This window comes from Aeromonas sp. QDB03 (genome assembly GCF_027707985.1).
GTDB classification, from domain to species: domain Bacteria; phylum Pseudomonadota; class Gammaproteobacteria; order Enterobacterales; family Aeromonadaceae; genus Aeromonas; species Aeromonas hydrophila.
Genome location: NZ_JAPCJG010000003.1, coordinates 103,200 through 118,214, shown reverse-complemented (window position 1 = coordinate 118,214; position 15,015 = coordinate 103,200). Strand labels below are relative to the sequence as shown.

Below are 15,015 nucleotides of genomic sequence, written 5' to 3'. Positions count from 1 at the left end.
CAGAGACTCATCATCGCCTCAGGCTATTCCCGGTTCATTCAGCGGAGTACCTATGCAGCTCAATGACACCCTCGCACGGCAGATTGTCAGCCGGGCGATGAAGATCCTCTCTTTTTCGGTCAACGTGATGGACGAGCACGGCCTCATCATCGCGTCCGGCAACCCGGAGCGGCTCCATCAGCGTCATGAGGGGGCTGTGCTGGCGCTGACCGAGAACCGGGTGGTGGAGATCAGCGACGCCACCGCCCGTGAGCTCAAGGGGGTGCGCCCCGGCATCAACCTGCCCATCGCCTATCAGGGGGAGCTGCTCGGGGTCATCGGCATCTCGGGCGATCCGGACGAAGTTCGTGCTTACGCCGAACTGGTGCGGATGACCGCCGAGCTCATTCTGGAGCAGGCGGCGCTCACCGAGCAGCTGCAGTGGGACAAGCGCCACAAGGAGGAGCTGGTACTGCAGCTCATCCGTGGTGAAGGGCGGGACGATCAGCTGCAGCAGGCGGCCCGTTTCCTCGGGCTGGATCTGGCCCAGCCGCGGGTGGTGGCAGTGCTGGCGCTGGAGGAGGCCGACCCGGCCCGGCTGCGGGAGCTGGTGCATCTGCTGGAGAACCCGGAGCGGGACAACCTGGTGGCCATCAACGGTCTGGACGAGATAGTGGTGCTCAAGCCGGCCCAGCTCAGCGACGGTATCTGGCAGTCGGCGCAGGAGCGCAGCCGCATCAAGCAGCTGCTGGCCCGCATCCCCCACTTTCGGGTACGCATCGGGGTGGGTGATTACTTCGCCGGCACCGGCGGGCTGGCGCGTTCCTACCAGACGGCGCGGGACACCTTGCGCCGTGGCATGCGACAGGCGCCGCGCAAACAGGTCTATTTCTTCGAGGATTACCGGCTGCCGGTGCTGCTTGGCAGTCTGGCGGACTCCTGGCAGGCGGATCAGCTGCGGGCCCCGCTGCACAAGCTGGCGCAGGAGGACACAAAGGGAACGCTGCAGAAGACGCTGCGCCAATATTTCTTGCAGGATTGTGATCTGCATCCCTGCGCCGAAGCCCTGTTCATCCACCCCAATACCCTGCGCTATCGGCTGACCCGGATTGAGCAGATAACCGGGTTGAATTTCAACAAGTTAGATGACAAGTTTCTGCTCTATCTCGGGTTAAACCTCGACAGCTGATTTGTTCGTTCATACAGAAAGTTGCGTTTTACGACGCTGATATTTGGTTTTTTGACCAAAGCATTCCGATCCCGGATCACCATAATGGCCACCACTCACTCATTTGAAAGGTGCCCGTCATGATCCCTGTATCCGCGCTCGGCGCTCTCGCCGCGCTCTCCATCGCCATCTTCCTGATCCTGAAGAAGGTGCCGCCCGCTTACGGCATGATCGTCGGCGCCCTGGCCGGTGGCCTGATCGGCGGCGCCGATCTGACCCAGACCGTCGCCCTGATGATCGGCGGTGCCCAGGGGATCACCACGGCGGTGATGCGGATCCTGGCGGCGGGCGTGCTGGCCGGCGTACTGATCGAATCGGGCGCCGCCACCACCATCGCCGAGACCATCGTCAAGAAGCTGGGTGAAACCCGCGCCCTGCTGGCGCTGGCCCTGGCCACCCTGATCCTGACTGCGGTCGGCGTGTTCGTGGACGTGGCCGTCATCACGGTCGCCCCCATTGCGCTGGCCATCGCCCGCCGTGCCGACCTCTCCAAGGCGGCCATCCTGCTGGCGATGATCGGCGGCGGCAAGGCGGGCAACGTCATGTCTCCCAACCCCAACGCCATCGCGGCAGCCGATGCCTTCCACCTGCCGCTCACCTCGGTGATGGCGGCCGGCATCATCCCGGGCCTGTTCGGGCTGGTGATGGCCTACTGGCTGGCGAAGCGCCTCAACAACAAGGGCAGCAAGGTCGCCGCCGACGAGGTGGTGAGTTTCAATGGCAGCAAGCTGCCGGGCTTTGCCGCCGCCATCAGCGCGCCGCTGGTGGCCATCCTGCTGCTGGCCCTGCGCCCCATCGCCGGCATAGTCGTGGATCCGCTCATTGCACTGCCCCTCGGCGGCCTGGTCGGCGCCCTGATGATGGGCAAGTTCAGCAAGGTGAACCAGTTTGCCGTCTCCGGTCTTGCCCGCATGGCGCCGGTGGCCATCATGCTGCTGGGTACCGGTACCCTGGCGGGCATCATCGCCAACTCCGGTCTCAAGGATGTGCTGATCAGCGGCCTGACCGCCTCCGGCCTGCCCTCCTATCTGCTGGCTCCCATCTCCGGTGCCCTGATGTCGCTGGCGACCGCCTCGACCACCGCCGGTACCGTGGTGGCCTCCAACGTGTTCAGCTCCACCCTGATAGAGCTTGGCATCAGCAGCCTGGCGGGGGCCGCCATGATCCACGCCGGTGCCACCGTGTTCGACCACATGCCCCACGGATCCTTCTTCCATGCCACCGGTGGCAGCGTCCACATGGGCGTGGGTGAGCGGCTCAAGCTCATCCCCTACGAAACCGCGGTCGGTCTGACCATTGCCGCCGTCTCCACCCTGATGTTCGGCGTGTTTGGCCTCGCCTAAGGAATTGATATGAAAATTGTTATCGCCCCCGATTCATTCAAGGAGAGCCTCAGCGCCATGGCGGTGGCCGATGCCATCGAGGCCGGATTCAAGCAGGTGTTGCCGAACGCCACCTACGTCAAATTGCCGATGGCTGATGGCGGCGAGGGGACGGTGCAGTCCCTGGTGGACGCCACCGGTGGCCGTATTCTGCCCTTCTACGTGACCGCTCCCCTTGGCAACAAGGTACAGGGCTTCGTCGGTCTGCTGGGGGATGGCGAGCGCGCCGTCATCGAGATGGCGGCGGCCTCCGGCCTGCATCTGGTGGCGCCTGAGCTGCGCAATCCGCTGCACACCTCGAGCAGCGGTACCGGCGAGCTGATCCTGGCGGCCCTCGACATGGGGGTGAAGCATCTGATCCTCGGCATCGGCGGCAGCGCCACCAATGACGGCGGTGCCGGCATGATCCAGGCGCTTGGCGGCAAGCTGCTCAAGCGCGACAGCACTCCCATCGCGCCGGGCGGCGCCGGTCTGGCCGAGCTGGCCACCATCGATCTGAGCGGGCTCGATTCGCGCCTCGCCAAGATCACCATCGAAGTGGCCTGCGACGTGGACAACCCGCTGTGCGGGCCGAAAGGGGCCTCCGCCGTGTTTGGTCCGCAGAAGGGGGCGACCCCCGCGATGGTGGCGCAGTTGGACGCCAACCTGGCCCACTACGCCGACTGCATCGAGCAGGCGCTTGGCAAGCAGGTGAAGGAGATTGCGGGAGCGGGCGCCGCCGGTGGCATGGGGGCGGCCCTGGTGGGCCTGCTCGGCGCCGAGCTCAAACCCGGCATCCAGATCGTCATCGAGGCGCTGAAACTGGCCGAGGCGGTGGCCGACGCGGATCTGGTCATCACCGGCGAGGGGCGCATCGACAGCCAGACCATCCACGGCAAGACGCCAATCGGTGTCGCACGCTGTGCCAAGCAGTTTGGCAAGCCGGTGATCGGCATTGCGGGCTGCCTGACCGACGACTACGGCGTGGTGCACGAGCACGGGCTGGATGCGGTGTTCGCTGTGGTCAACCGCGCCATGTCGCTGCCGGAGGCGCTGGCCACCGCCACCACCAACCTGCAGCTCACGGCCCGCAATGTGGCGGCGCTCTATCTGCTGCGACCCTGACTCTCTTCTGGCCGGTGCCTGGCGCCGGCCAACCCCGCCCCGTGTCGCGGTGACGACCTGCCTCGCTGCCGGTCTGCCCGAAACACCTTGCCGATCAGATGATCGGCTTTTTTCATTATCCTGCTGTATAGCCAGTGCTTTTCTGCGGTTTCTGTATTCTGGCCGCCGACTTTGCGGCATAGTGATCCCCCATAGTACAAGGAGCAACCCATGATCTTGCTGACCCTGGGGGTACTGCTGTTTACCCTGATCCACCTCTATCCCTGCTTCGCAGGTGCCCATCGGGCCCGCTTGCACGAGCGGCTGGGGGAGAATCGCTACAAGGGACTCTTCTCGTTGCTGGTGTTCATCGCCATCGCCTGCATCATCGCTGGCTGGCGCACCGCCAGCCCTCTGCCGCTCTATTTTCTGCCCGCCTGGGGACCGACCCTGATGATGGCGGTCATGCCCATCGCCCTGATCCTGTTCTGCTCCGGCCAGGGGCCCAATCACCTGCGGCGCTGGCTGGTGCATCCCCAGCTGCTCGGCACCCTGCTCTGGGCCGGTGCCCACCTGGCGGTCAACAGCGAGGCCCGCTCCCTGGTGCTGTTTGGCGGCATCGGCCTGTGGGCGCTGGTGAGCATCGGCTGGATTTCGGTGCGGGACTGGCAGCGCCATCCCCGTCCGGCGGCCAACTGGTACGGCACCGGGCTCAGCGTGGGGGCCGGGCTGGCGCTCACCGCCCTGCTGATCTTCTGGGGGCACGGCATGCTCACCGGCATCCCCCTCTATTGAGCGGGTGAACCGGCCGGCGTGCCCGCGCGTATGTCACTCATCTGCCTGACAGGAGTCGCTCGATGAAATGGATCATGTTGTTGCTGACACTCGGGGCCGGGGCGGCCGTCGCCGCCTGCCCGGACTACTTCAACGTGGAGATGCGGGAGCTCAACAGCACCCAGCGCCACAACCTCTGCCAGCTGACCGAGGGCAAGGTGGTGCTGGTGGTCAATACCGCCTCCTACTGCGGCTATCGCGGCCAGTTCCGGGATCTGGAGACGCTCTACCAGACCTACAAGGAGAAGGGGTTGGTGGTGCTCGGCTTCCCCTCCAACGACTTCTGGCAGGAGGCGGGGGACGAGGGCAAGACCGCCTCGGTCTGCCGACGCGATTACGGGGTCACCTTCCCCATGTTCAACCGGATCGCCGTGCGCGGGGCCGATGCCAGCCCGCTTTACCGAGGGTTGGCCGCAGCGGCGGGCGAGGCGCCGGGCTGGAACTTTCACAAATACCTGGTCGGGCGTGACGGCAAGCTGGTCGCGAGTTATGGCGCGAACCAGAATCCGGCGGACGATCCCCTGCAAAAAGAGGTCAAACGGGCGCTCGGCCTTTAGCGCTACCCCGCGGCGGGCGGCTCTGGAATAATGGGGGCCCGCTCTTCTCTCTGGTAATCCCGTGCTGCAACGTCTGCCCCAAATGGTGATCTTCGATGCCCTGGTCCGTGAACAGGGCATCTCGGCGGCCGCCCGGCGGCTCGGGGTCTCCAAATCCCACATCAGCAAACAGCTGGCCCAGCTGGAGACCGAACTCGGTGCCCAGCTGGTGCAGCGCACTACCCGCCGCTTCTCCCTCACCGAGCTCGGCCAGGAGTATGCCCGCCACTGCCGCGCCCTGGTGGCGGTGGCACTGGAGGCGGACTCCATGGTGGCAGAGCGGCGCGGCAAGGTGAGCGGCATTCTGCATCTGGGGGTTGGCCAGTCTTTCGGCCGGCTGCACGTGATCCCGCGCCTCAAGGCGTTTCAGGATCGCTACCCCGAGCTGGAGCTGGAAGTCTCGCTGTTCGATCACCGCACCAACCTGGTGGATGAGGGGCTGGATCTCTGGATCACCACCTACGAGGACAAACCCGAGGCCCTGGTGGGGCAGCGGCTGGCGGACATTCACTTCGTGCTGGTGGCCTCGCCGGACTATCTGCTGAGCCACGGCACCCCGCTGCACCCCAGAGACCTGGCCCAGCACAACTGCATCACCTACCAGAGCCGGGAGCGGCGCTACCACGAGTGGTCGTTTCGCCAGGGCAAGGAGCGCCAGACGGTACAGGTGGCCGGCAACTACCGGGTGGATCTGGCGGAGGCGGTGCGCGACGCCGCCCTGGCCGGGCTCGGCATCGCCTACGTGGCCAACTACCTGCTGGACAAGGAGTTGCAGTCCGGCCAGCTGATCCCGCTGCTGCCCCAGTGGCGGCCGAACCAGAAGATGGCGGTGCACGCCGTCTATGCCAGGCGCGAGCACCTGGATCCCAAGATCCGGCTGTTCATCGACTTCCTCAAGGAGAGCTTCGGTCCGAATCCCTACTGGGAGCAGCGGCTGGCCCCCTGGCTCGGTGGCAAATTGTCCGGCACCGAGGAATAATCGTTTCCATATAAGAACACTGGCTTTCGCTTGAAACCAAAATCGAGTCAAATCAGCCAGTTGCCGCAACCGGTATCGTGCAAACGTTTTTGCTAACAGGGCTGTAACCAAGTGGACTTGCAGTGGCGAGGCCGGGAGCGCAGAATCCGCGCCCATCTTTCGCCCCACCTGATGGAGTCCCTATGATTGCCCTGCTCGGCATCCTGAGCATTCTGGCCGTGGCCACGCTCTGCTCTGATAATCGTCGTCGTATCCCGTTGCGAACAGTGGGTCTCGCCCTCTGCCTGCAGATCCTCTTCGCCGGCCTGGTGCTCTGGCTGCCCGCCGGTCAGCACGTGCTGAACGGGGTGAGCGAAAGCGTCAGCAGCGTGATTGGCTACGGTCAGGAGGGGATCGCCTTCCTGTTCGGCGATCTGGCCAAGTTCAAGCTGGGCTTCATCTTTGCCTTCAACGTGCTGCCGGTCATCATCTTCTTCTCTGCGGTGATCGCCATCCTCTACCACATCGGCCTGATGCCGAAAGTGATCGCCCTGCTCGGTGGCGGCCTGCAGAAGCTGCTGGGCACCGGCCGCGCCGAGAGCCTCTCCGCCACCGCCAATATCTTCGTCGGCATGGTGGAGGCGCCGCTGGTGGTCAAACCCTATCTCTCCAAGATGTCCGATTCCCAGTTCTTCGCGGTGATGAGCTGCGGCCTGGCCTCGGTGGCCGGTGGTACCCTGGTGGGTTACGCCAGTATCGGGGTCGAGCTGAAATACCTGATCGCGGCGGCCTTCATGTCGGCGCCGGCCGGTCTGGCCATGGCCAAGATCCTGGTGCCGCCTGCCGCGGAAGAGCAGGACCATCATCAGGACGTGGTGATCCCGCGTGCCACCAACGTGATTGAAGCGGCCGCCGATGGCGCCATGTCCGGCCTCAACATCGCGGTTGCCGTGGGGGCCACCCTGCTGGCGTTCGTCGGGGTGATCGCCATGCTCAACGGCCTGCTGGGCTGGGCCGGGGACCTGGTAGGGCTGGAGCTGAGCTTCCAGATCATCCTGGGCTGGCTGTTTGCGCCCGTCTCCTGGCTGATCGGCATTCCCTGGGAGCAGGCTCAGGCCGCCGGCGCCCTGATCGGGACCAAGATAGTGGTGAACGAGTTCGTCGCCTTCATCGCCCTGGTGCAGGATCAGACCCTGAGCGAGTCGAGCAAGGCCATCGTCACCTTTGCCCTGTGTGGTTTTGCCAACATCTCCTCCATGGCGATCCTGATCGGCGGCCTGGGCGCCATGGTGCCGGAGCGCAAATCCTTCATCGCCCGTTACGGCATGCGCGCCATCCTGGCGGGGGTGCTGGCGAACCTGATGAGTGCCTCGCTGGCAGGCTTGTTCCTCGCCCTCTGATTGACCCTGAAGCTAGCACCTTCCGGTCAGAGCCCGCTTCGGCGGGCTTTTTTGTGGCCGCTTGCCGGCAAAAAAAAGCGCCTCAGGGAGGCGCGGGGAAAAAGACAGATTGGAAGCGTCACATGGGTGCCACTTGAATGAGGGATGAGCCATGCCATCCAAGTGTGAAGCCATGATGCCTGATGCTGTCTGAAGCCCTTCTGAGGCGATTCTTCATACTATGTTCATTTTGCTAAACGCAATGCGGGCTGGCTGGTCAGGGAGTCAGCACGAAGTCGTCTGCGGTCTGTTGCTCCAGCGCCGGCAGCCAGCGGTGTGAGCGGGATTCCACTGGCTGGTCAGGGGTCAGCACGACATCGTCAGTGGGGCTGCTGGACCGGTGTCTGCGCCCGTGTTGTGAACAGGGTGTCTCTGGTTGGTCAGGGAGTCAGCACAAAGTGATCGGCAGTCTGCTGTTCCAGCGCCAGCAACCAGCGTTTGATGGGAATGCCGCCGGCATAACCGGTCAGCTCGCCGCTGCGGCCGATCACCCGGTGGCAGGGCACTATGATGCTGAGCGGATTGCGCCCGTTGGCTGCACCCACTGCGCGAACTGCCTTGGGATTGCCGATGGCCTGGGCTATCTCGAGGTAGCTGACGGTCTCGCCGTAGGGAATATCGCCCAGGGCGCGCCACACCGATTGCTGAAAAGGGGTGCCCCGGGCGGCAAGCGGCAGATCGAAGCGGCGCAGGCGACCGGCGAAGTAGGCCGCGAACTGTTCGATGAAGGGGGCCAGCGCCTGATCGTCGCGCTGCCATTCATCGGTCGGGGTCACCGGCTGCTCGCCTCGTACGAATTCCACATAGCGCAGCCCGTCCCGGTCGATGGCGATGAGCAGGGGGCCGTGGGCGCTGTCGCAAAAACTGAATTTCATTCTGTCATCCTCGGGCGTTGGGCAAGGGCCCGGCTAGTCCACTACCGGCTTGCCGCGGGTCGATTTTATCTCCCCCTTGCGCTTCTTGGCATCGACCCGCTTGCGCTGGGAGCTGCGGGTCGGCTTGGTGGCGTGGCGGGCCTTGGGGCGCCACGCCGCTTTCTTCAGCAGCTCCACCAGACGGTTCATCGCCTCCTTGCGGTTCATGTCCTGGCTGCGGTGGGTCTCGACCCGGATCATGATGAAACCGTCGTGAACCCGGCTGTCGCTCAGCTTGTCGAGCCCCTCCTTGTAGAGCGGGGTGAGGCTGGGGGAGTTGCGGTAATCGAAGCGCAACCAGACGGCGGAGTCGGTCTTGTTGACGTGCTGGCCACCGTTGCCCTGTGCCCGCATGGTCTGGAATTGCAGTTCATGCCAGGGCAGGGTAACGCTGTTGGAGATGACTAACATACTGCGGTGCTCTTGTTTGGTGCATCGGCTGTGGCTGGCTCAGCTTGGTGCCTCATAATGGGGCGAGATGCGCTCCCTTGGTGATGCCGGGAGAGTCCTGCTCCAGACGTAAATGCTATCTTTTTGAAATTAAACAATAAAAAGACTTGGCACAAGAATTGATTCCCCATTCATGACATACCATGGATTGGGAGCAACCAGATGAAGCTGATTACTGCGATTATCAAACCCTTCAAGTTGGACGACGTGCGCGAAGCCATCGCCAACCTGGGGGTCGAGGGTCTGACCGTGTCCGAGGTCAAAGGGTTTGGCCGCCAGAAGGGGCACACCGAATTATACCGGGGAGCCGAGTATCAGGTCGACTTCCTGCCCAAGGTAAAGCTGGAGATAGCGACGGCCGACGATAACGTCGAAGGGGTGATCGAGGCGATCTGCAAGGCTGCCTATACCGGCAAGATCGGTGACGGCAAGATCTTCGTCTATGACCTGCTGCAGGCCGTGCGCATTCGGACCGGTGAGAGCGACGACGAGGCGCTCTGATCGCGCTGGATGGGGCGAATGATCGGTACGTTGTCGCTGATTGACTCCATGGTGGGGCCGGATAGGATTCTATCCGGCCCCTTTGTTTGAACAGGGTTTAAATATGTGATCCCGCCACATCAGGATTTCTTGATCCGGCTGTCGAGCTCAATGCAAAATGCAAACAGCAATGGTTCTCACTCGATATAGCAACTCAAGGAATGGATGATGAAAATGAAGATGTTGGCACTGGCTTTCTCTGCGTTGGCGGCTCAGTCGGCATTGGCGGCAGGGGAGGTGAATGTCTACTCCAACCGGCAGGATGAGCTGATCAAGCCCATCATCCAGCAGTTCGAGAAGGAATCGGGCATCAAGGTCAACGTGGTGTTCGCCAAAGAGGGGCTGAACGAGCGTCTGGAGCGGGAAGGCAAGCTCTCCCCGGCGGATCTGATGCTGACCGTCGACATCAGCCGGCTGACCGATCTGGTGGACAAGGGGCTGGTGCAGCCGGTGGACAGCAAGATCCTGCAGGAGAACATCCCCGCCATCTATCGCGATCCGGACAACCGCTGGTTCGCGCTGACTACCCGGGTGCGCGCCATCTATTCCAGCAAGGATCGTCTCGGCAAGCTCGATACCATCAGCTACGAAGATCTGGCCAAGCCTGAATTCAAAGGAAAAATCTGCACCCGCAGCGGCAAGCATGAGTACAATGTGGCGCTGGTCTCCTCCATGATCGCCCATCACGGCATGGCCGAGACCAAGAGCTGGCTGGAAGGGGTCAAGGCCAACCTGGCGCGCAAGCCGCAGGGCAATGACCGGGATCAGGTCAAGGCGATCAAGGATGGTATCTGTGACCTGTCGCTCGGCAACAGCTACTACCTGGGCGCCATGTTGAAGGACCCGGCGCAGAAAGCCTGGGCGGATGCCGTCTACATCAACTTCCCGAACCAGGCTGACCGCGGCGCCCACGTCAACGTGAGCGGCGTGGCCATGACCAAGTACGCCAAGAACAAGGCCGAGGCCCAGAAGCTAATGGAGTTCCTCGCTGGTGACACCGCCCAGCACATGTATGCGGACGTGAACGCCGAGTATCCGGTCAAGGCCGGGGTCGAGCCTTCCGCCATGGTCAAGTCCTGGGGCAGCTTCAAGTCTGATGCGCTACCGGTCAGCGATTACGCCAAGCACCGCAAGGACGCCTTGCAGTTGCTGGATGAAGTGAAGTTCGACTTGTAATCAGATGGGGCCAAGGGCCCCATCAATCTCTGTGGTCTCATGAAAAATTTTGGATGGATTACCGGCAGCTGGGCAACAGCCCTGCTGCTGGCTTTGCCGGTGCTTGCTCTGGTCTTCTCCGCCTTGTCGGCCGACGGAGATCTGTTTGGCCACCTCGCCGATACAGTGCTGTTCGACTATCTGGCCAATACCCTGGGGCTGGTGGTCGGTGTCGTGCTGCTCAGCCTGCTGTTCGGGGTGCCTACCGCCTGGCTGGTAGCCATGTGTCAGGTGCCGGGGCGGCGCGCCCTGCAGTGGGCGCTGATGCTGCCGATGGCGATGCCCTCCTATATCGTCGCCTACGTCTATACCGACCTGCTCGACTACTCGGGCCCGCTGCAGGCGGGGCTGCGGCAGCTGTTTGGCTGGAGCGGGCCGGCCGACTACTGGTTCCCGGCCATCCGCTCCCTCGGCGGCGCCGCCTGGGTGCTGGCACTCGTGCTGTTCCCTTACGTCTATCTGCTGACTCGCGCCTCTTTTCTGGAACAGTCGGTCAGCCTCATTCACTCCAGCCGCCTGCTCGGTTGCTCCCCCTGGCAGAGCTTTCGCCGCCTCAGCCTGCCGCTGGCGCGCCCCGCCATCATGGTGGCGGTATCGCTGGTGGCGATGGAGACGTTGGCGGACTTTGCCACCGTCCACTTTTTTGCCATCAATACCCTGACCACGGCGGTGTACGACACCTGGCTCGGTTACGGTAGTCTGGCTACCGCCGCCAAACTCTCCTGCCTGATGCTGCTGGCAGTGGTGCTGCTGATTGCGCTGGAGCGCCGCTCGCGCAGCCGGCAGCAGGTGTTCCAGAAGTCCATGGGTCACGAACAGCCGCTGCGCTACCCGCTCAAGGGGATGAGCCGGGCTCTGGCCGGGCTCTGGTGCTGGGGACTGGTGCTGGCCGGCTTCGGTCTGCCGTTCGTCATCCTGCTGGACTACGGCGTGCGCTACTTCGAATTATCGTGGACGCCGGAGTTCGTCCGCTTTGCCGGCAACAGCTTGGCTATCTCGGCGCTGACCGCCCTGCTGGCCATGGGCATCGCTCTGCTGCTTGGCTTCTGTCGTCGTCTCGATGGCGGAGTCAAGAGCCTGTTGCCGCTGCGCATCGCCGCCATGGGTTACGCCATGCCGGGTACCGTGCTCGCCATCGGCGTGCTGGTACCGCTCACCGCCCTCGATTTTGCCATCAACGATCTGGCCGAGTGGCTGGGGCGTCAGGGGCTGGGGCTGCTGCTGACCGGCACCATCACCGCCATCGTGTTCGGCTATCTGGTGCGCTTCGTGGCCATCGCCATTGGCTCGGTGGAGAGCAGCATGGGCAAGATCTCCCCCAGCCTTGACATGGCGGCCCGCTCCCTGGGGCAGGGGGATGGCGCCATGCTGCGGCGGGTGCACCTGCCGCTGGTGCGGCGCGGCCTGTTTGCCGGCGCCATGCTGGTGTTCATCGAATCCATGAAGGAGCTACCCGCCGCCCTGCTGCTGCGGCCGTTCAACTTCGATACCCTGGCGAGCCACGTCTACCAGTTCGTGTCGGACGAGATGCTGGAGCGCGGCGCGCTGGGGGCCATCGTCATCGTGCTGGTGGGGCTGCTGCCGCTGATCTGGGTCAACCGCAACCTGGATGGGGCGGGGCACTGAGTCGCCACGTCGGCCAATGAAATTGCATGCAGTGTGCTGAGCCGAAAGGCCGCACACCGCCAGAAATGAGAGGAAGTCAGCCTTGTCCTGTTTGCAGGTTGAAAATGTCAGTTGCCGTTACAACGGCCGCAATGTGCTGGAGCAGCTCTCCCTGACGGTGGCAGACAACGAGATCGTCTGCCTGCTGGGAGCGAGCGGCTGCGGCAAGACCACGCTGCTCAAGGCCATCGCCGGCCTGCTGCCGCTGGCGGAGGGCACGATTCGCCTCGGCGATACCCTGCTCGACGGGCCAGATGCCAGCGTGCCGCCCGAGGCGCGCAACATCGGCATGATCTTTCAGGATTACGCCCTCTTTCCCCACCTGACGGTGGCCGACAACGTCGGCTTCGGTCTGACCAGACTCGATCGCCGTGCCCGCCAGCAGCAGGTTGAAGAGGCGCTGGCGCTGGTCAATCTGCAGGGGCTGGGAGATCGCTATCCCCATCAGCTCTCCGGTGGCCAGCAACAGCGGGTGGCCATCGCCCGGGCGCTGGTGTGCAAGCCGAGATTGATGCTGCTGGACGAGCCCTTCTCCAACATCGATACCCAGGTACGGATGAAGTTGATCCTGGAGATCCGCGCCCTGCTCAAGCAGCAGGGGATCGGTGCCATCTTCGTGAGCCACAGCAAGGAAGAGGCCTTTGCCTTCGCCGATCGGCTGGCGCTGTTTCGCGCGGGCCACATCGAACAGGTGGGACAGCCGGAGCAGCTCTATCGCCGCCCGCAGAATCGCTTCGTGGCGGAGTTTCTCGGCGGGGTCAATTACCTGGCGGCCGAGGTGGTGGACAGCCACTGCGTGCGCACGGCGCTCGGGGTCATCTGCGGCAGCGAGCCCCATGGCCGGGCAGTGGGTGAGCTGCTGCAACTGATGCTCAGGCCACAGCAGCTGCTGTTGGAGAGCGCCGCGGATGGCGAGCTCAAGGTGGTGGAGCAGCAGTTCCTCGGCCATCACTGCCGGGTGCTGTTCGAGAGCGGTGAGCTGCGGCTGGAGGCGAGCATCGGCGAGCCGCTGGAGGGAGCGCGGGCGCGGGTCAGGGTGACGCCCCACGCGCTGGTGTTGTTTGACCCTTTACCCTGAACGCGTGATATTGTCGTGAAATCAATGAACTGGAACCGCGCTGGTTTATAATCGCGCAACGCTAACCGCCCATATCGCCAATGTCTGTTCAGGGGAGAGATATATGAAAGCCCAAGCCGGGATCTGTGCCGAGCCCAATCTGCACGCCCTCTATCTGATGTTCAACCGTACCGGTGACGCCGCCGAGCTGGTGGCCCGTCTGGCCAGGTTGCCGGCCCTGTGGGAGGCGGTGGCCGCCGATTTCCCCGCTGCCGGCTTCAGCGGTCTGGTCGCCGTCGGTGCCGATGCCTGGGATGGCCTCTATCCTGCCGCCCGCCCGCCCCAGTTCCGCAGCTTCATGGCGCAATCCGCCAACGGCCAGGAGGCGCCCAATACGCCGTTTGATCTGTTCGTGCAACTGCGCGCCGATCGGGTCGATGTGCTGCACCATGCCGGTCAGCGCGTCATGGCCCTGCTGGCGGGCTTGGTGGCACTGGCGGAAGAGGTGCGCGGTTTTCGCAACCTCGACTGCCGCGATCTGACCGGTTTCGTCGACGGCACCGAGAACCCGCAGGATGAGCACCGCGCCGAAGTGGCGCTGCTGGACGGCGGCGAGTTTGCCGGCGGCTCCTACATCCACGTGCAGCGCTGGGTCCACGCCATGAGCGACTGGGAGAAACTGGCACTGAAGGAGCAGGAAGACATCATAGGTCGCACCAAGGTCGACAACATCGAGTACGAGTCGGCCGACAAGCCGCTGACCGCCCACATCAAGCGAGTCAACCTCAAGACCCCGAAGGGCGAGTCCATGGAGATCCTGCGCCAGAGCATGCCCTGGGGCACCATGACCGAGCAGGGGCTCTACTTCATCTCCTGCAGCCGCACCCCGCAGCACTTCAACGCCATGCTGGCCAGCATGTACAAGGGGGAGGGCAGTCACTTCGATCACCTGCTGCGCTTCACCAAAGCGGTGACCGGCGCAGCCTTCTTCGCCCCTTCAGAAGATTTTCTGATGGCGGAGGGCAAATAAGGCTCGCCCACCCGCAGATAACAAAAATCCCGGCCTTGGCCGGGATTTTGCGTTTTGGCGGGACCGCGATGAGGCGGCGGCAACCATTACGGCGTCTGTTCGAACAGCTCGAGGGCGGAGAGGTAGAGCTCTTCGATGTCGGTGTCGCTGGTCGGGGTGATGAAGATGGTGTCGTCACCGGCGATGGTGCCGAGGATCCCTTCGGCCTTGCCGAGGGAGTCGAGCAGGCGGGCGATCAGCTGGGCCGCACCCGGGCTGGTGTGGATCACCACCAGGGCACCGTTGTGGTCGACATCCAGCACCAGATTCTTGAGCGGGCTGGAGGTGGTGGGCACGCCCAGTTCCACCGGCAGGCAGTAGACCATCTCCATCTTGGCATTGCGGGTGCGAACGGCGCCGAAGCGGCTCAGCATGCGCGATACCTTGGACTGGTTGATGTTTTCGAAGCCCATCTCTTGCAGGGCAGTCACTATCTCTGCCTGGGAGCCAAATCGTTCTTCTTTCAGCAAGGCTTTAAAGGCCTTGGCCAGTTTTTCTTGCTTGTCGTTATGCTTCATCTTGGACTCACGAATGAGGAGGTTTGGCTGCCTGTCACGCTCAGGCGGCAGATATGAACAGCGTGCCCATTTTGCATTCATATGCCTA

The 15,015-nt window shown here is 63.4% G+C and carries 15 protein-coding genes; 12 read left to right on the top strand and 3 right to left on the bottom strand.

Annotation, left to right across the window (positions count from 1 at the left end; all coding sequences use genetic code 11):
* Nucleotides 1-52 precede the first annotated feature (52 nt).
* The 7 genes from PG900_RS09700 (at nucleotide 53) to PG900_RS09670 (ending at nucleotide 7,460) form a co-directional block, all read left to right on the top strand.
* The gene (locus tag PG900_RS09700; protein WP_011704606.1) at nucleotides 53-1,168 is read left to right on the top strand and encodes a sugar diacid recognition domain-containing protein; all 1,116 of its coding nucleotides are present in this window, start codon (nucleotides 53-55) and stop codon (nucleotides 1,166-1,168) included.
* Nucleotides 1,169-1,287: 119 nt separating this feature from the next.
* A complete protein-coding gene (locus PG900_RS09695; protein WP_011704607.1) occupies nucleotides 1,288-2,550 on the top strand; it encodes a GntP family permease in 1,263 nt (420 codons plus the stop codon).
* Between the two features lie 9 nt (nucleotides 2,551-2,559).
* Nucleotides 2,560-3,693 (top strand): glycerate kinase, encoded by a 1,134-nt coding sequence (locus PG900_RS09690; RefSeq protein ID WP_270831353.1) that lies wholly within the window; start codon nucleotides 2,560-2,562, stop codon nucleotides 3,691-3,693.
* A gap of 210 nt (nucleotides 3,694-3,903) precedes the next feature.
* Nucleotides 3,904-4,467 carry an NnrU family protein gene (locus tag PG900_RS09685; protein ID WP_270831352.1) on the top strand — a complete coding sequence of 188 codons (564 nt, stop codon included), beginning with the start codon at nucleotides 3,904-3,906 and terminating at the stop codon, nucleotides 4,465-4,467.
* A gap of 62 nt (nucleotides 4,468-4,529) precedes the next feature.
* On the top strand, nucleotides 4,530-5,063 hold the full coding sequence (locus PG900_RS09680; RefSeq protein WP_029304572.1) for a glutathione peroxidase: 534 nt from the start codon (nucleotides 4,530-4,532) through the stop codon (nucleotides 5,061-5,063).
* Between the two features lie 82 nt (nucleotides 5,064-5,145).
* Entirely contained in the window at nucleotides 5,146-6,081 is a 936-nt protein-coding gene (locus PG900_RS09675; protein WP_016349403.1) for a LysR family transcriptional regulator, read from the top strand.
* Nucleotides 6,082-6,263: 182 nt separating this feature from the next.
* Nucleotides 6,264-7,460, top strand: coding sequence for a NupC/NupG family nucleoside CNT transporter (locus PG900_RS09670; RefSeq protein WP_011704612.1), 1,197 nt, complete (start codon nucleotides 6,264-6,266; stop codon nucleotides 7,458-7,460).
* A gap of 419 nt (nucleotides 7,461-7,879) precedes the next feature.
* Here the strand turns inward: PG900_RS09670 and PG900_RS09665 are convergent, their stop codons facing one another.
* Entirely contained in the window at nucleotides 7,880-8,374 is a 495-nt protein-coding gene (locus PG900_RS09665) for a methylated-DNA--[protein]-cysteine S-methyltransferase (protein ID WP_270831351.1), read from the bottom strand.
* A 33-nt stretch (nucleotides 8,375-8,407) separates the two neighbouring features.
* Nucleotides 8,408-8,824: an alternative ribosome rescue aminoacyl-tRNA hydrolase ArfB gene (gene arfB, locus PG900_RS09660; RefSeq protein WP_011704614.1), complete on the bottom strand. Its 417-nt coding sequence runs from the start codon at nucleotides 8,822-8,824 to the stop codon at nucleotides 8,408-8,410.
* A 201-nt stretch (nucleotides 8,825-9,025) separates the two neighbouring features.
* Here arfB and glnK point away from each other — a divergent pair, with 201 nt between their 5' ends.
* From glnK to PG900_RS09635, 5 genes are all read left to right on the top strand, one after another.
* Complete coding sequence (glnK, locus tag PG900_RS09655) at nucleotides 9,026-9,364, top strand: P-II family nitrogen regulator (RefSeq protein WP_011704615.1); 339 nt, start codon at nucleotides 9,026-9,028, stop codon at nucleotides 9,362-9,364.
* Between the two features lie 207 nt (nucleotides 9,365-9,571).
* The gene (locus PG900_RS09650) at nucleotides 9,572-10,579 is read left to right on the top strand and encodes a Fe(3+) ABC transporter substrate-binding protein (protein WP_103827826.1); all 1,008 of its coding nucleotides are present in this window, start codon (nucleotides 9,572-9,574) and stop codon (nucleotides 10,577-10,579) included.
* A 39-nt stretch (nucleotides 10,580-10,618) separates the two neighbouring features.
* Nucleotides 10,619-12,244, top strand: a complete 1,626-nt coding sequence (locus PG900_RS09645) for an ABC transporter permease (protein ID WP_270831350.1) — start codon at nucleotides 10,619-10,621, stop codon at nucleotides 12,242-12,244.
* An 82-nt stretch (nucleotides 12,245-12,326) separates the two neighbouring features.
* Nucleotides 12,327-13,361, top strand: a complete 1,035-nt coding sequence (locus PG900_RS09640; protein WP_270831349.1) for an ABC transporter ATP-binding protein — start codon at nucleotides 12,327-12,329, stop codon at nucleotides 13,359-13,361.
* A gap of 103 nt (nucleotides 13,362-13,464) precedes the next feature.
* Entirely contained in the window at nucleotides 13,465-14,370 is a 906-nt protein-coding gene (locus tag PG900_RS09635) for a Dyp-type peroxidase (protein WP_270831348.1), read from the top strand.
* Between the two features lie 86 nt (nucleotides 14,371-14,456).
* Here PG900_RS09635 and argR read toward each other — a convergent pair whose 3' ends face one another.
* Nucleotides 14,457-14,927, bottom strand: a complete 471-nt coding sequence (argR, locus tag PG900_RS09630) for a transcriptional regulator ArgR (protein WP_005308670.1) — start codon at nucleotides 14,925-14,927, stop codon at nucleotides 14,457-14,459.
* Nucleotides 14,928-15,015: the final 88 nt, after the last annotated feature.